Genomic DNA, 15,223 nt, shown 5'->3' on the forward strand with positions numbered 1-15,223 from the left:
GAGCTTTTTTGTTGAAAAAGGTCCATGGAAATCCAATTGGAATGGATCGTTGGTGGAGCAGGAGGATCATCAGAAACCCATATACTTTGATAAAAACCTAAATTAATAGACCAGCATTGAATAATGTGTTGAATTTTTGCAAATAGGATGTTAGAAGCCATATTTTGTAACAAATGTATAATTTATAACCTGTTGTTCCTAATAATAATTGTGAGGATCCAACCATGTTCAACGCCGTTGTAAAAAATTTTTTAGGGAATGCTCCCATATGGTACAAGCTTGCTATTATAGTGTTCCTAATTATCAACCCCATTCTCCTTGTGACTTCAGGCCCTTTCATTACGGGCTGGGTGCTCATTGGAGAATTCATTTTTACCCTGGCCATGGCACTGAAATGCTATCCGCTGCCTTCAGGCGGTCTTCTGGCCATTGAAGCCATTATCCTGGGTATGGCCAGGCCCGAAACCGTTTACCACGAAGCTTTGGCTAACTTTGAGGTTATCCTTCTTTTGATGTTTATGGTTGCAGGCATCTATTTCATGAAGGAATTTTTGCAATTCACCTTCACCCGGATACTTGTGCAGGTGCAGTCTAAAATCATTATTTCTTTGCTGTTCTGTTTTGCCGGCGCTTTTCTGTCCGCTTTCCTTGATGCGTTAACTGTTACAGCGGTAATCATCGCCGTTGCCTATGGTTTTTACAATGTTTACCACCGTTATGCCTCTGGAAAAGATAGCTCCTGCGAACATGATCTCACCGACGATAACGCATGCCAAATTGCAAAACGGGACGACCTGGTTCAATTTCGTGGGTTCTTGCGTAACCTCATGATGCACGGTGCCGTGGGTACCGCCCTGGGCGGTGTTTGTACCCTGGTTGGTGAACCCCAGAACCTGCTGATCGGCCACCAGATGGGCTGGCACTTTGTTGAGTTCTTTCTGGAAGTCGCACCGGTCTCCATCCCTGTCCTCATTATCGGGCTTGGGACCTGTTATGGACTGGAGAAAATGCATTGGTTCGGCTATGGCGTTGAACTGCCCGGCAATATCCGTTCCCACCTGCTGGAAACCGCAGTTAAAATGGAAGAAAAAGGAGGAAGTAAACTCAAGGCCAGACTTGTCATTCAGGCCATAGGCGGTATCTGGCTGATCCTTGCACTTGCCTTCCATCTTGCCGCTGTAGGTCTGATTGGTCTATCTGTTATCATATTCCTGACCTCTTTTAACGGGATTACCGACGAACACCAGTTTGGACATGCATTTACGGAAGCCCTGCCGTTTACTGCGCTGCTGGTTGTCTTTTTCTCAATTGTTGCTGTTATTCACGAACAACACCTTTTCCACCCCATCATGCATTTTGTTCTCAGTCTTCATGGTCATCTCCAGCTTGGGGCATACTATATTGCAAACGGTTTATTATCCGCGATTTCTGACAACGTCTTTGTTGCCACCGTATATATTACGGAGACAAAGATGCATTTCGTCAATATGCTGGGACAGATCCCCCATATTGGCATGACCGGGCAGGAGCTGATGGATAAACTGACCAACCCGGAACTTGTCCGGGCTGACGTATTGGCTTCACTTCCTGCAGAAGCTGCTGCCAAAGCAAGTGAAATTATCAAGCATTTTGACCACCTGGCCGTCGCAATTAATACCGGCACCAACATTCCAAGTGTGGCAACGCCAAATGGTCAGGCTGCTTTCCTTTTCTTGCTGACTTCAGCTTTGGCACCCGTCATCAGACTCTCCTATGGCCGGATGGTTTGGCTTGCGCTGCCATACACCATTACCATGTCGATAACAGGTCTTGTTGCTTGTTACCTGTTTTTATAATATGCATACATATTAGATAACAGTCATGGGCTGGTCTGGTCTATCAACACCCAGACTCAGCCCAAAACGAAAGTTGAGAAATCGGTGTTAGTTACACAGATTCTCTTATAAAAGATAAATAAAGACGAAAAGGTGTGCCCAATGCAGTATCTACTGCATTGGGCACACCTTTTTTACTTATTAAATCTTTGGACAATCAGGCAATTATAGAAAACGATCAGGCTATCTTTCCAACCGTCAATTAGTGTATGTTAAGAAAACTTGGGAAAAACTGGAAGCATTCAAAAGATAAAATACAATTCACAGCTCAATATTGATACCGCCAAAACCCGCAGGGTTCGTACAAAAACTAAAAGGAGAAAAGCAAACATGGAAAAAGCAAAGGTTTACTTTACGGATTTTCGTACAAAGGCGTTTGGTGACGGCCTGCCGACAAAACTGAAAAAACTCATCAAAAAAGCAGGAATCGGGGATATGGATATGGACGGCAAGTTTGCTGCTATCAAGCTTCATTTCGGAGAAATGGGGAACATCAGTTATCTTCGGCCAAACTATGCCAGAGCCGTGGCGGACGTGGTCAAGGAACTGGGGGGTAAACCCTTCTTAACCGATTGCAATACCATGTATCCCGGAAGCCGGAAAAATGCCCTGGAGCACCTGGAATGTGCCTGGGAAAACGGTTTCACCCCATTGACCGTGGGCTGTCCCATCCTCATTGGCGATGGCCTTAAGGGAACCGATGACATCAACGTACCCCTGACCGGATGCGAGTATGTCAAGGAGGCCAAAATCGGGCGAGCCGTCATGGATGCAGATGTCTTCATCAGTCTCACCCATTTTAAAGGGCACGAAGTCACCGGATTTGGCGGGGCCATCAAAAACATCGGCATGGGATGCGGCTCCAGGGCCGGAAAAACAGAGCAGCACAGCAGCAGTAAAGCCCAGATCAACGAGGACCTGTGCCGGGGCTGTCTGGCCTGCCAAAAGGAGTGCGCCAACAACGGGCTGGACTTCGATGAAGAAAATAAAAAAATGCAGGTAAACCAGGAAAATTGCGTGGGCTGCGGCCGCTGTCTGGGGGCGTGCAACTTTGACGCCATTTCCTTTGACTTCAGCGCTGCCGTGGAGATGCTGAACCGCCGCATGGCCGAGTATACCAAAGCGGTGGTGGACGGGCGCCCCTGTTTTCATATTTCCCTGGTGGTGGACGTCTCCCCCAACTGTGACTGCCACGGAGAAAACGATGTACCCATACTGCCCAATCTGGGCATGTTTGCCTCCATGGACCCCCTGGCCCTGGACCAGGCCTGTATAGACGCCTGTATGGCGGCAGATCCCCTGCCCGGCAGTCAGCTGGCCGAAAACCTGGCCAAGCCTGACTTCCATGACCATCACGATCATTTTACAAATAACCGGCCAGAATCTGAATGGCAAAGTTGCATGGAACATGCCGAAAAAATTGGCCTGGGTACCCGGTCGTACGAACTGATTAAAGTTAAATAGCAGAAATGTGGAAAAGGTATTGCTATTTTGAAAAACGAAATTTTATGGATTTGGTTACCTTCAATATTTGTGGCCATTATTGGAAAGTTAAGTTACACCCATAGTGCTTACAAAATCCGTTAATTTTGGATTTACATTAAATCAGGAACAGACATATGAGAAGATATCCTTTTTTAGAAGAAATCGGCCTTGAAGTCCTTTATGCCAAAGACGGTGAATCAGAGCTGGCCATTGATTTAACAGAAAAACACAGTACATCCTGGGGATCCATGCACGGTGGTGTGACAATGACGTTATTGGATGTCTGTATGGCACGTGCTGCACGCTCAGCGGATCCGGAAGAGAGCGGGGCCGCGACCATTGAGATCAAAGTCAGTTTTTTTCAACCAGGCGGCCGGATCGGTCAACGTGTGACTGCGAAGGGTCGTCTTTTACATCATTCAGGGCGAATGTGCTTCTGTGAAGGGGAGGTTTGGAATGATGAAAAACTGGTTGCCAAGGCGTTGGGTACGTTCAAAATCTTCCATACGGCAGAATCGTCTAAAAATGGAAAAAGCACCCCGCAAGGGCAATCGGTCCTTCACTGACCGAAAACGCTTAACATTAACAAGGAGACATGATGAGCAGCCCAATACCTACACGTGACGCAGCCTTGGCGCTTCTAAAACGTTACAACACGAGTGACAGCCTTATCAAGCACGCATTTGCCGTCGAAGGCGTGATGCGTTACATGGCCGGAAAATATGGCGAAAATAAGGATACATGGGGTGTTGTGGGCTTGATCCACGACCTCGATTATGAACAGTTTCCTGATCAGCACTGCAAAAAGACCGAAGAGATTCTAAAGGAAAACGATTGGCCAACGGATTTGATTCGTGCCGTGGTCAGCCATGGATGGGGGATTTGTACGGATGTCAAGCCCGAAAGCACCATGGAAAAAACGCTTTTTGCCGTTGACGAGCTCACCGGGTTGGTGGCGACTTCAGCGCTGGTCAGGCCTTCAAAGAGCGTCATGGACATGAAAGCGAAATCAGTTAAAAAAAAATGGAAAGACAAAAGATTCGCGGCGCGCGTTGATCGATCAATTATCCAGAAAGGCGCCGATATGTTGGGGGTTGAACTGGGTGAACTGATTACGGATACGATTATGGGGATGCGTGAGGTAGCCGTTGAAATAGGATTAAAAGGAGACGCATAATATGGAATGTAAGCAAGATAAAAATCTCGAACAGTGCAACTGCAGCTATGAGCCTTGCTCAAGAAAAGGTATATGCTGCGAATGTATCCGGTATCATATGAGGATGCGTCAACTTCCGGCCTGTGTATTTCCTGACAACGCCGAGCGAACCTATGATCGCAGTTATGAGCATTTTGCCCGCCTGGTCGGTGAGGGGAAGGTATAAAACCAGGGAGCAGCGTAATTGAGCACCACGGTCACATGAGACCGGGGAAACCATCGCCGCCGATCAAAATAGAGGCCGGTGGTATAGCCGGCCTGTTTACTTGCCAGGGCGCTTCGTTTGATTGTGCGCCCTTTAATTTTGTCGATGTTCTTTCAGTAGAAATTCTTTGTACAACATGATTGTCTCAAATCATCGAAACAGTTTCGTCTCAGTTAAAATTCAAGTATGTTCGACATAGATACAGATATCAAAAAATGATTTTCAATGCGTCGGCATCCACTTGAAAATCCGGAAACATTCCGGTATGCTGACAACAAAATTCACAAAGATCTTCGGTATCAATTCAACACAACCTGAAAACTGGCATGTTACTTGCTCAATGCCTTAAAGCAAGTTAATCAAGACAACTTTAAATTTTAAGGAGCAAGCAATGGAAAATCAAATTTTAGATGCAATAACCGTTAAGATAACCTTTTTATTCAACTTCTAACCTGGAGGAATTTATGGATCCGGTTTTTCTGTCCAGACTGCAGTTTGCAGCAGCAACCATGTTCCATTTTCTTTTTGTTCCATTGACCCTAGGTCTGTCCATTTTGATCGCATACATGGAGACCAAGTATGCCTGGTCAGGGGATAAAAATTATTTGAGGATGACCAAATTTTGGGGCAAGCTATTTTTAATTAATTTTGCCCTGGGCGTTGTCACCGGCATCACTCTGGAATTTCAATTCGGCACCAACTGGTCCCGGTACAGCGAGTATGTGGGGGATGTGTTTGGTTCCATTCTGGCCATTGAGGCATCGGCCGCCTTTTTTCTCGAATCCACATTTATCGGAATCTGGATTTTCGGCTGGAAAAAGATTTCAGCCAAGGCCCATGCCATTGTAATGTGGCTGGTGGCAATCGCGGGAAATTTCAGTGCCGTCTGGATTCTCATCGCCAACGGGTTCATGCAAAATCCCGTAGGCTATACGATCAGAAACGGGCGTGCGGAACTCACGGATTTTCTGGCGGTTATCACCAACAAACACGGACTGTTGGAAATCATTCATGTGGTACCGGCATCCCTGCTTTTGGGCGCCTTTTTTGTCATGGGCATCTCCGCCTACCATCTGCTGAAAAAACAGCATACGGAGATCTTTTTAAAATCTTTCAGGATCGCTCTGGTTGTCGGCCTTGTCAGTTCGATAGCTTTAGGGTTAACCGGAGATATGCACGGCGTTAACGTATCCAAAACCCAGCCGGCCAAACTGGCTGCCATGGAATCCCACTGGGAAACCATGACCCAGGCTCCCATTGTCATGTTTGCCATCCCCGATGAAACCCAAGAAAAAAATAAGATCGAAATCGGCGCCATTCCGGGCTTATTAAGTTTCCTTGGGTTCCATGATTTTAATGCCGAGGTTATCGGATTACGAGACATTCCCAAGGAGGACCGTCCGCCGGTACTCCCGACATTTGTCGGTTTCAGGACCATGGTAGGGCTTGGTACCCTGTTTATTCTTCTTATGATTTACGGATGGATACGGCGCAACAAACTGCTGGAAAGCCCCAATTTTCTAAAAATTATGATGCTTTCCATTCCTTTGCCCTATATTGCCATGGAAATGGGATGGGTGGTTTCTGAAGTGGGGCGCCAGCCCTGGATTGTTTACAATCTGATGCGCACGGCAGATGCGGCATCCCCCATTGCAGGAACCCAGGTTATGGTATCACTTACGGCATTCATCCTGGTCTATGGCCTGCTTGGGGCTGTGGGGTTCTACCTGATCGCCAAATCCGTTAAAGAAGGCCCTGAGGCCGCTACTGCATAAGGAGGAGAGAACAAATGGAACTTCAAACAATATGGTTTTTTCTATGGGGACTTCTTTGGGCGATTTTTTTCCTCACGGACGGATTTGATTTCGGCATCGGCATCCTCTATCCCTTTGCCGGACAAACCGACCGGGACAAACGGGTCATGCTCAATGCCAAAGGCCCTCTATGGGACGGCAATGAAGTGTGGCTGATTACGGCCGGCGGCGTAACCTTTGCCGCATTCCCCAAAGTCTATGCCACCATGTTTTCATCCCTCTACACCCCGCTGTTGCTCATTCTATTTGCATTGATCTTCAGGGGCGTGGCCATGCACTTCAGGGGTAAAATTGAAAGCCCGGGCTGGAAAAAAACATGGGATACCCTGATTTTTATAGGCTCTTTTTTCCCGGCGCTCTTGTTCGGGGTGGCATTTGCCAATATTTTTGCAGGCATTCCCTTTGACAACCAGGGACTATACCACGGCAACACCTTAAAGCTGCTCAACCCTTATGGCCTTTTAGGCGGCGTATTGTTTGTCCTGCTGTTTATGCTTCATGGGGCCAACTGGATGACCATCAAGGCCACAGGGGAACTTCAGGAACGGTTTGCCAAAATTGCGGCCAAAACTTGGATGGTGCTTGTGCCTGTGGCCGTGATTTTTCTCATTGCCTCATTTTTTGCAACCAGCCTCTATGACAATTACATCAAGTCCCCGGCCCTGTTCTTAGTTATCTTCGTGGCGGTGGCAGCATTGCTTTCCGCCCGGTACTTTACTGCCCAAAAGGCTTGGTTCAGCGCCTGGTTTGCATCAGCCCTGACCATTATGGGATGCACATTTTTCGGCATCTGCGGTCTGTATCCGGCATTGTTTCCTTCCAGCATGGACCCTGCCTGGACCTTGACTGCATTGAATGCATCTTCAAGCCCCTTGACCCTTAAAATAATGCTCGGCGTGGTGGCAATTTTTATTCCCCTAGTAATTGCATATCAGACCTGGTCCTATCATTTGTTCAAGGACCCTGTTTCCGACGAAGATCTGGACATGGATGAAGCTTATTAAGTATAATACCCATTTGCAGGTTTAATATTGGATTAAGCTTGTATTTATAAAACCGACAAAAGTAAATAAGGAGAAAAAAATATGGACAAATATGTATGTGGCCCCTGTGGTTATGTGTATGATCCGGCAGAAGGCGATGCGGACGGCGGTATTGATCCCGGCACGGCCTTTGAAGACCTTCCCGAAGATTGGGTCTGTCCTGTATGCGGCGCATCCAAAGACGAATTTGAAAAAGAAGAATAACGCCCTGCCCCGGACCTGTTTCGGATCATAGGCAAGTCCGGAAATGGCGTAAACCATCCAACGCCGGTTGCAATTTATTGCCAACCGGCGTTGTTGTTCTCTAAATGGTGGAATAAGGAAAAGATATGGATAAATATGAATGCGGCCCTAATGGCTACGTGTATGACGATGCACCTGGATGTGACGGCAGCCCGGGAGCAAGCCGGCCCTGTGACTATGTATACGATCCGGCAAAAGGCGATCCCGGCAACGGCATTGATCCCGGCACAGCCTTTGAAGATCTTCCCGAAGACTGGAGCTGTCCTGTATGCGGCGAGCCCAAAGGCGAATTTAGGAAAGAAGCATAACGCCCTGCCCGGACCTGCCTGGGTCCGGGAACAGTACAAAACATTCAACACCGGTTCCGGCTATTCAATCTTTTTTCCTGCGGTTTGTGTGATCCGTTCAATCACCCACTGGGTCAGCGCCTTCTGATTTACCAGCTTGATCTCTTTGCGAATCAGGGAAATATCCAGTTCAGCCCTGGCCATGGTTTTATGCCCCCCGGCAGATCCGAATTTGGCGAATGCTTCTTGGGCGGTCTTTCCGGCGCCTTTACGTAATCCATCATTACGCAGGATCACAATCAGCTTCTTATTCACCACCCCGGAAACGATGCTCCAATTTACCCCGGCAATGGATAGAAAAAAATCGGCAACCACCACCAACTCATCGGGTTTGCTAATGGTTCCGGCATGATAAAAGGCCCGGTTGTCCCGGATTATCCTGCTTTTTATGGCATTGCCCAAAAAATCCAGATCGGATTCCGTCATATAGGCCCGCTCCACCTTGGTGACAATATTCATATTCGCATATTTGTACAGGAACTGAAAAGCCCTGATATCCCTGGAAGAGGCCTGGCGGGTAAAATTGGCCGTATCCGTTTTTATCCCCAGCATCAGGGCGGAAGCCAATTTAGCCGACGGCTTTACATTCAAGCTGCGCAGATATTCGGTGAACATGGTAGAGCAGGCCCCGTAATCAGGCCGGATATCCACAAAAGCGCCATCATTGCAGGACAATGGATGGTGATCAATGATGGCGTCATACTCAATACCGGAAAAATTTTCATTATGATCGGGTTGAGAATCCACCACCACAAATTTATCAAACAAAGACCTGTCCACATCAGCCAGGGGTATCATTCCGGCTTCGGTATACTCAATCATGGCCAGATTGTCCGGACGGGTGATCTGATTAAAATATGTCATCACGACCTCACTGACCCGTCGCCATAGAATGCGTTTCACTGCCATGGCGGATGCAATGGCATCAGGGTCTGCATTAATGATGACAAGCACCCTGCAGTTCCCTGAAAAATGGGACAGAAACTGTTTAATTTTTTCTCGGTTACTGCTCATAACTAATTTGTCCGTCTTGTCCGTTTCCTGAAAAAAACAAAGTCAAGGTAATAAATGCATAGCCGGCTATAGCCAGTACCGCAAACCATCCCTGAAAAATACCCAGGGGCGCCAGCACTAATGCCGTAAGCCAGTGTACCATGATCACGGTTGTCGAGTGAAGCCTGATGGGAAAATCATCAAACCGGCAGAGCACTGCCAGACCGCAAAGGTTCCAACCGTAAAGGGATGCAAACACATGGATGTGCAGCAGCCACTTGGTCTTCAAAGGGTCATATCCGTCCTGCATCTGTAAACAGATATAGGCAATGCCCGTCACTGCCGTGACAATGAGAAATCCAATCCCCGAGGTTAAAAACTTTTTCTGCTGCATATTGTCAGCAAAGGTGTAATATAACATAAAAACAATGACAACAGCTGTGAACAATGCAGCGGTTACAAAAATCTGGGGCAAAAATTTTTCGAATAAAATGAAAATAAAAAATACGATCACCCCCAGCGTAATGGTCCAGAAACATAACTCCATGATGGATTTGCTTTTGGGGCCTTCAATCTTTTTGAGCATACTGAAAACAAGGGACAGGGTAACCAAAGACAAAGGAAACGAATACCCTAAAAAAAAGGTATTCAGGGTCAGCTTCTCCATGTGCACCCAATGGGTATATTCGTTGTTGATGATCACCACCGACGCCATGGCAATGCCGATGGACAGGCACCATAAGGATGCCTGGTGAAATTTTTCAGACACCGATACCCCCGGCAAAAAAAATTGATAGGGCACAATGGAAAATTTGTTGATGCGTATTCTTTCCACCAAGCCCCAGAGGACCACAGAGACCGATAATGTAAGCGGATACCACTTGAAAAATGCGCTAAACGCATAGACCAGGGAAAGCACAAAAAACAGCTTCACACGGCTGGATACTTTGATCTGCCGTTCAGTGTAATACAAAAGAATCGTGCCGCCGGAGCACAGATTAAATAAAAATATGTGCAGGCGTTCAAAACTCAAATCATCCACAGGGAAATAGATATCAGTATATCCCAGCCCCAGAGCCAATATCATTAAAGAGGAGAATAAAGCCTTTAATCGAATCGTCATTTACATTCTTCCATCTGTTTTTTTGCGGCAACCCTACCCAGCACATGGCCCAGGGCCATTTCCAGCCTGGGATGCACAAATTGATAGCCACTTTCAATTAATTTTTCAGGCATAACCCTGGCCGAAGCCAGCAAGGTTTCCTTTCCCATCTCCCCCCAAAGAGCCAACACCAACGCCTTTGGAAGCACAAAGGGCGCACGGCGCCCCAACACCCGTGCCAGGGTACGGGCGAATTCACCATTGGTCACGGGTTTCGGCGCGGTAAGATTTACCGGGCCACTGATTTCTTTATTTTCAAGGATATGAAGAATACCGCCCAGAACATCTTCCATGCCGATCCAACTCATGTACTGCCCACCGTGGGACAGCCGGGTACCAAGTCCCATTAAAAAAGGCGGATACATACGTTCAAGGGCCCCGCCGGCTGGGGTCAGCACCACACCGATTCGCAGTTGTACCGTACGAATACCGGCCTTTACGGCACCAAGGGAAGCATCTTCCCACTGACGGCAAACCCGGGATATAAAGCAATCCTTGGTCCCGCTTTTTTCTGTCAGTGTGCTGCGCCCGGCATCACCATAAAATCCAATGGCAGAAGCGGAAATGAAAGTAGCCGGCGGGTGGGCCATTCGTTTCATTTTTTCAACAAGCACTTGGGTGGGAATCACCCGTGAATTCATAATTTTGGCACGCTGACCTATGGTCCATCTTCCCCTTGAAATATCCACCCCGTTTAAATTGATTACCGCATCAACCGGCCCGATTGCATCCATATCTAAAATATTTTTGTAGGGGTCCCAGAGGCACACTTCCTCTGACCGGTCAACTTGATTACGCGATGGGGTAGCCCGCACCAGACGGACCACCTCATGCCCACAGGTTTTTAAAAAAGAGACCAAGGCCTTTCCAATGGCACCTGACCCGCCTGATATCAGAATCCGTTGTTTTTGTATTTTTCCCACCCGGTTCTCCATATCATATTTGAGCACCTGATGCCGATAGAAAAAAATACGCTCCAGTTGGCTCTTGGCATATCCGTAAAAGGGAAGGCTGAAAATTCCAAGGGGGAGCCTGAACCGGACTTGATCCTCCATCACGGTTACATCCATTGATTTTTCATGAAACAGATGGCTGTGCTCCCAGAGGGCAAAAGGGCCTTTAACCTGGTAGTCCCGGAACATTGCATTTTCTTTGTAATCAATATGCCGGGCCTGCCATTTCATGGGAATCCCCAAAATTTTTATTTTGAATATGACTTCAACGCCTTTGTCAATGCCCCTGCCCTTTTTAGCCACTAATGCCAGCGGTGCCCATGGCGGCGTAAGCCGGTTGATGGCACCATCTTTTGCATGCCAGGCAAAGACAGTGGAAACAGGAGCGTTGATTGTGGTTTTTCGAATAAACACTTTTTTAGTCATAAAATCTAAGTCCTTAATTTTTGCCACAGCCATAAAGTCTATCATTTTGACCGGTTACCCGGAAGGCGGGAACCCATTTAATGCCTTTACAGGGTTCATGTTATAGGAAATCTCTTACAAGTTAAAATCATTTTATCGAATAGCCCGAATGTTAATAAAGAAAAAATGGAAGATACCCAGGAACAACAAAATTGCCGACATGTAAAAAAAGCTGACGGTTAACGAGGAGATATGCTTTATCAAACGTATAGCAAGCGACTGACGGCCATGGCCGACCTGACATATCAACTGCCAGGCATAGCCCACAACAAAGCTTGAAAGATCTGAGTGACTTACTCAGACTTTCATATAAAAAAAATGGCCCGCCGTCTTTAAAACAAAGACAGCAGGCCTTTTTACATTTTGGAAACCAGCGGATTGTGTTCTTATAATTGCCGGTTTCACTCAAAATAATGATTAATTCTAAGAAATTTTAAGCTTTCCACAGCCCGTGAAGATTGCAGTAGGCCATGGCCTCAACCTTGTCTGCGTCACATTTGAAAACGGCTTCCGGTGCCAAATCAGGGGCCAGCATCATACGCTGAACATATGCACCGTCACAGGATACAAGTTCAATCCATTCGATCCAGTGTTCCTTTGTCATGGGATGGGCAACGCTGCCCACAGACACTTTGTATCCACCTTCAATTTTTTCGATTACGGGAACATGCTTTTCTTTAGCGGCATCAACAGTATTTGCCACCAGGCGATCCATGGGTTTTCCGCAGCAGGTTGCCGGCGGTTGTTCCCCATGAAGAACCTGAACAATATTGCCGCATTTTTGACATTTATAAATTCCCATTTTTTCAGCCATTGATAACACTCCTTTTGTTTTAAAAGTTTATGAAACGCTGTCTGTGAGAGCCAGTTTTTGACCCTGCCATCAATATGGGCTGTAGACAGATTTTTCCACAGAGCGGTCTGCTGCTTTTGCCTTGAGCATCTGCTCAAGCATTTGCCCTGATAACTGTCCGCGGCCTTTGGTCGCCTCCCGGAATAATGAGGCTATTTGAAAATAAAACTCATTTTCAGACTTAATCGCACCATAAAAAGGAGCCCGTTTTTTTTCTGACCGGATTTCAGCCTTCTGATATGCAATCGCTCTAGTCATCTTTTTGCCTCCTTGGTTTAACCGGGATTGATCAAAGACACCCAAACCCGATAATTAATCTAATGCAGAAATGCTGCAAAAACAATACCATCATTTATTTATTTGCGATTTAGTACCAGTATATTACCGATAATCATATTTGTTCGGAAAAATCAGTTATCAAGGTCGCCTTAAAGGAAAGGCGTTAATACATATATGTCTCATCAAAACATCTCATTGACGATACATATTCCAACTGTCTATAAAATAATTTTCGTAAGTTTTTATTATTTGATCATTATCGGAAGAATTTTTACGAATATAACAAGATACAAAAATAAAAAGCAAGATAAAAAACATTTTTTTACATTGAGGATATCACCCAAATCCGCCATCTTGCGAAGACAGCAATCCATTTACACGCCTGTGGTTGCCCGCGCTCTTTTATCTTTTTTTAACCCATTGATATAACCTTGCGAAACAAAGCGTTGGCGCATAGTTCGGCAATCGGCGACATTGGGACTCGCGTAAAGTATAATTCGTCCTCAAGGTGTTCAAAGATGTATCTGTAAAGATATAAGCAACAGTCCATCAAGCCATATCAGATTAGCCGCCTGTTACTGCCGGATTAGATTATAAACGTCAACAGTTGAAATATTGCACGTTGACATTAAATTTTATAGAGGCATATTATATGCTTTAACTAAATTCGATAGGCTGAATTTGATAGTTAGAAATTTGACATACTGACCGAAGGAGAAAAATTTAAATGGACAATTGTATCCCCAAAATATACGGATTAAGTACATGCAGCCACTGCAAAGCCGCCAGGAAACTGTTGGACGAATGCAACATTGAATACGAATACGTACAGGTTGACGACTTCAAGGGGGATGAACGCAAAAAACTTCTCAAGGAGATCAAAGAATTAAACCCAAGGTGCTCTTTTCCCACCATTGAAATCGATAAACACACTGTTATTGTTGGAAATAAGCAAAATGATATTAAAAAAGCATTGGGAATAAACAAATGAACACAGAACAACTTTACGATGCACTGAAAAAATCACAGGAGAAACAGGGGGCTTATTTTAACAAGGATAAGGACCTGGTCTTTGAATTGCTGGAAAGCCTGCAGCTTAACAGGCAGAGATACGGCTACATGGCCTGCCCATGCCGCCTGGCCTGCGGAGACAGGGAACACGACAAGGACATTATCTGTCCCTGTGTATACCGTAAGCCGGATATGGAAGAATTTGGGGCCTGTTATTGCGGACTTTATGTATCGGAAAAGGTGAACAATCTTGAGATGGAACCTGAGTTTGTCCCGGAAAGAAGACCCCCAGAAAAAATATTATAAGTCGAGACTGAACCAAGGCCAGTGTTTGGACGAAAAGTTGCCCACATGCAAATTTTTCTGCAACGCGGCAGATGGGTGACTTTTCGTTCAAACACTAAAAAATGCCCTGCCCGATACAAAGTTGTATCGGGCAGGGCATTTTAAATTAAAAGGCGTGGTTAACGCGCCTACACTTCGATCATCAATCCGATAGGGCAGTGATCAGAACCAAAGATATCATTATCAATGAATGCGTCTTTTACAACACCGTTTTCAATGAGATCTCGGGTGACAAAAAAGTAGTCAATGCGCCACCCCGCATTATTTTTTCTTGCGTTAAAACGGTAGGACCACCATGAATATTTCACCGTTTCAGGGTAGAAATGGCGGAAGGTATCTACATATCCCCTATCCACCATATTATCCAACACATCCCGCTCAATACGCAAAAAACCGGATCTTTTGGCGTTAGGCCCCGGATTTTTCAAATCGATTTCATTGTGGGCCGTGTTAAAGTCACCGGTTACGATGATTGATTTTCCTTCATCTCTTAATTTTTGGGCATAATCAAGAAACCAGTCATAAAACGCCAATTTATAGGAAAGTCTTTCATCGTTCATCTGGCCGTTGGGAAAATAGATGTTAAACAAAACAAACGCTTCAAAATCCATTCTTATGATCCGGCCTTCACCGTCATACTCGCTCTTTCCAAACTGCGTTGTCACAGCATCCGGTGTAATCCGTGTGTATGACACTACACCGGAGTACCCTTTTTTGACGGTTGAATAGTTCCAGAAACTTTCATAGTCATCAAAGCGAATCATCCGGTCACTGCGCTGATCCTCCTGAAGTTTTGTCTCCTGGAGCATGAGAATGTCCGGGTCCATGCCGGCTACGGAATCAAAAAATTTTTTTTTCAAAACCGCACGAAGTCCATTCACATTCCATGAAATCAGCTTTAATTGTTTTTTTTCACCCATGATGGCCTGTTCTTT

The 15,223-nt window shown here is 45.9% G+C and carries 17 protein-coding genes; 11 read left to right on the forward strand and 6 right to left on the reverse strand.

Annotated features, from left to right (window positions below):
* Positions 1 to 224 precede the first annotated feature (224 nt).
* The 9 genes from nhaB (at position 225) to B147_RS33540 (ending at position 8,188) form a co-directional block, all read left to right on the forward strand.
* The gene (gene nhaB, locus B147_RS0115610) at positions 225 to 1,835 is read left to right on the forward strand and encodes a sodium/proton antiporter NhaB (protein WP_020588133.1); all 1,611 of its coding nucleotides are present in this window, start codon (positions 225 to 227) and stop codon (positions 1,833 to 1,835) included.
* Positions 1,836 to 2,204: 369 nt separating this feature from the next.
* Positions 2,205 to 3,338, forward strand: a complete 1,134-nt coding sequence (locus B147_RS0115615) for a DUF362 domain-containing protein (RefSeq protein WP_020588134.1) — start codon at positions 2,205 to 2,207, stop codon at positions 3,336 to 3,338.
* Between the two features lie 155 nt (positions 3,339 to 3,493).
* Positions 3,494 to 3,925 carry a PaaI family thioesterase gene (locus B147_RS0115620; protein WP_020588135.1) on the forward strand — a complete coding sequence of 144 codons (432 nt, stop codon included), beginning with the start codon at positions 3,494 to 3,496 and terminating at the stop codon, positions 3,923 to 3,925.
* A 32-nt stretch (positions 3,926 to 3,957) separates the two neighbouring features.
* Complete coding sequence (locus tag B147_RS0115625) at positions 3,958 to 4,536, forward strand: HD domain-containing protein (RefSeq protein ID WP_020588136.1); 579 nt, start codon at positions 3,958 to 3,960, stop codon at positions 4,534 to 4,536.
* A gap of 1 nt (position 4,537) precedes the next feature.
* Positions 4,538 to 4,741, forward strand: a complete 204-nt coding sequence (locus tag B147_RS0115630; protein WP_020588137.1) for a DUF6485 family protein — start codon at positions 4,538 to 4,540, stop codon at positions 4,739 to 4,741.
* A gap of 503 nt (positions 4,742 to 5,244) precedes the next feature.
* Complete coding sequence (locus tag B147_RS0115635; protein WP_020588138.1) at positions 5,245 to 6,555, forward strand: cytochrome ubiquinol oxidase subunit I; 1,311 nt, start codon at positions 5,245 to 5,247, stop codon at positions 6,553 to 6,555.
* A 14-nt stretch (positions 6,556 to 6,569) separates the two neighbouring features.
* Positions 6,570 to 7,598 carry a cytochrome d ubiquinol oxidase subunit II gene (cydB, locus tag B147_RS0115640; RefSeq protein ID WP_020588139.1) on the forward strand — a complete coding sequence of 343 codons (1,029 nt, stop codon included), beginning with the start codon at positions 6,570 to 6,572 and terminating at the stop codon, positions 7,596 to 7,598.
* An 81-nt stretch (positions 7,599 to 7,679) separates the two neighbouring features.
* Positions 7,680 to 7,841 carry a rubredoxin gene (gene rd / locus B147_RS0115645; RefSeq protein WP_020588140.1) on the forward strand — a complete coding sequence of 54 codons (162 nt, stop codon included), beginning with the start codon at positions 7,680 to 7,682 and terminating at the stop codon, positions 7,839 to 7,841.
* Between the two features lie 125 nt (positions 7,842 to 7,966).
* On the forward strand, positions 7,967 to 8,188 hold the full coding sequence (locus B147_RS33540; protein ID WP_020588141.1) for a rubredoxin: 222 nt from the start codon (positions 7,967 to 7,969) through the stop codon (positions 8,186 to 8,188).
* Positions 8,189 to 8,248: 60 nt separating this feature from the next.
* Here B147_RS33540 and B147_RS0115655 read toward each other — a convergent pair whose 3' ends face one another.
* From B147_RS0115655 to B147_RS0115675, 5 genes are all read right to left on the reverse strand, one after another.
* Positions 8,249 to 9,241: a DHH family phosphoesterase gene (locus B147_RS0115655; RefSeq protein WP_020588142.1), complete on the reverse strand. Its 993-nt coding sequence runs from the start codon at positions 9,239 to 9,241 to the stop codon at positions 8,249 to 8,251.
* Positions 9,231 to 10,343 (reverse strand): hypothetical protein, encoded by a 1,113-nt coding sequence (locus B147_RS0115660; protein WP_020588143.1) that lies wholly within the window; start codon positions 10,341 to 10,343, stop codon positions 9,231 to 9,233. The genes B147_RS0115655 and B147_RS0115660 overlap by 11 nt, the downstream gene beginning before the upstream one ends.
* Positions 10,340 to 11,761, reverse strand: a complete 1,422-nt coding sequence (locus B147_RS0115665) for a TIGR01777 family oxidoreductase (protein WP_033397517.1) — start codon at positions 11,759 to 11,761, stop codon at positions 10,340 to 10,342. Before B147_RS0115665 ends, B147_RS0115660 begins: the two co-directional genes overlap by 4 nt.
* 472 nt (positions 11,762 to 12,233) lie before the next feature.
* Positions 12,234 to 12,614: a desulfoferrodoxin gene (locus tag B147_RS0115670; protein ID WP_020588145.1), complete on the reverse strand. Its 381-nt coding sequence runs from the start codon at positions 12,612 to 12,614 to the stop codon at positions 12,234 to 12,236.
* A gap of 69 nt (positions 12,615 to 12,683) precedes the next feature.
* Positions 12,684 to 12,911, reverse strand: coding sequence for a hypothetical protein (locus B147_RS0115675; RefSeq protein WP_020588146.1), 228 nt, complete (start codon positions 12,909 to 12,911; stop codon positions 12,684 to 12,686).
* 748 nt (positions 12,912 to 13,659) lie between these two features.
* Between B147_RS0115675 and B147_RS0115685 the strand changes: the two genes are divergently transcribed.
* Positions 13,660 to 13,923: a glutaredoxin family protein gene (locus tag B147_RS0115685; RefSeq protein WP_020588148.1), complete on the forward strand. Its 264-nt coding sequence runs from the start codon at positions 13,660 to 13,662 to the stop codon at positions 13,921 to 13,923.
* A complete protein-coding gene (locus tag B147_RS0115690) occupies positions 13,920 to 14,249 on the forward strand; it encodes a ferredoxin-thioredoxin reductase catalytic domain-containing protein (RefSeq protein ID WP_020588149.1) in 330 nt (109 codons plus the stop codon). Before B147_RS0115685 ends, B147_RS0115690 begins: the two co-directional genes overlap by 4 nt.
* A 167-nt stretch (positions 14,250 to 14,416) precedes the next feature.
* Here the strand turns inward: B147_RS0115690 and B147_RS0115695 are convergent, their stop codons facing one another.
* A complete protein-coding gene (locus B147_RS0115695; protein WP_026259687.1) occupies positions 14,417 to 15,208 on the reverse strand; it encodes an exodeoxyribonuclease III in 792 nt (263 codons plus the stop codon).
* Positions 15,209 to 15,223 lie beyond the last annotated feature (15 nt).

Source organism: Desulfobacter curvatus DSM 3379, from assembly GCF_000373985.1.
Classification (GTDB): domain Bacteria; phylum Desulfobacterota; class Desulfobacteria; order Desulfobacterales; family Desulfobacteraceae; genus Desulfobacter; species Desulfobacter curvatus.

Excerpts from the sequence above, each read along its gene's own strand:
- B147_RS0115675 (WP_020588146.1), bottom strand. The coding sequence starts at position 12,911 with ATGACTAGAGCGATTGCATATCAGAAGGCTGAAATCCGGTCAGAAAAA.
- B147_RS0115690 (WP_020588149.1), top strand. The coding sequence starts at position 13,920 with ATGAACACAGAACAACTTTACGATGCACTGAAAAAATCACAGGAGAAA.
- B147_RS33540 (WP_020588141.1), top strand. The coding sequence starts at position 7,967 with ATGGATAAATATGAATGCGGCCCTAATGGCTACGTGTATGACGATGCA.
- B147_RS0115630 (WP_020588137.1), top strand. The coding sequence starts at position 4,538 with ATGGAATGTAAGCAAGATAAAAATCTCGAACAGTGCAACTGCAGCTAT.
- B147_RS0115695 (WP_026259687.1), bottom strand. The coding sequence starts at position 15,208 with ATGGGTGAAAAAAAACAATTAAAGCTGATTTCATGGAATGTGAATGGA.
- B147_RS0115635 (WP_020588138.1), top strand. The coding sequence starts at position 5,245 with ATGGATCCGGTTTTTCTGTCCAGACTGCAGTTTGCAGCAGCAACCATG.
- B147_RS0115670 (WP_020588145.1), bottom strand. The coding sequence starts at position 12,614 with ATGGCTGAAAAAATGGGAATTTATAAATGTCAAAAATGCGGCAATATT.
- nhaB (WP_020588133.1), top strand. The coding sequence starts at position 225 with ATGTTCAACGCCGTTGTAAAAAATTTTTTAGGGAATGCTCCCATATGG.
- B147_RS0115685 (WP_020588148.1), top strand. The coding sequence starts at position 13,660 with ATGGACAATTGTATCCCCAAAATATACGGATTAAGTACATGCAGCCAC.
- cydB (WP_020588139.1), top strand. The coding sequence starts at position 6,570 with ATGGAACTTCAAACAATATGGTTTTTTCTATGGGGACTTCTTTGGGCG.
- B147_RS0115655 (WP_020588142.1), bottom strand. The coding sequence starts at position 9,241 with ATGAGCAGTAACCGAGAAAAAATTAAACAGTTTCTGTCCCATTTTTCA.
- B147_RS0115615 (WP_020588134.1), top strand. The coding sequence starts at position 2,205 with ATGGAAAAAGCAAAGGTTTACTTTACGGATTTTCGTACAAAGGCGTTT.
- B147_RS0115625 (WP_020588136.1), top strand. The coding sequence starts at position 3,958 with ATGAGCAGCCCAATACCTACACGTGACGCAGCCTTGGCGCTTCTAAAA.
- B147_RS0115665 (WP_033397517.1), bottom strand. The coding sequence starts at position 11,761 with ATGACTAAAAAAGTGTTTATTCGAAAAACCACAATCAACGCTCCTGTT.
- rd (WP_020588140.1), top strand. The coding sequence starts at position 7,680 with ATGGACAAATATGTATGTGGCCCCTGTGGTTATGTGTATGATCCGGCA.
- B147_RS0115660 (WP_020588143.1), bottom strand. The coding sequence starts at position 10,343 with ATGACGATTCGATTAAAGGCTTTATTCTCCTCTTTAATGATATTGGCT.
- B147_RS0115620 (WP_020588135.1), top strand. The coding sequence starts at position 3,494 with ATGAGAAGATATCCTTTTTTAGAAGAAATCGGCCTTGAAGTCCTTTAT.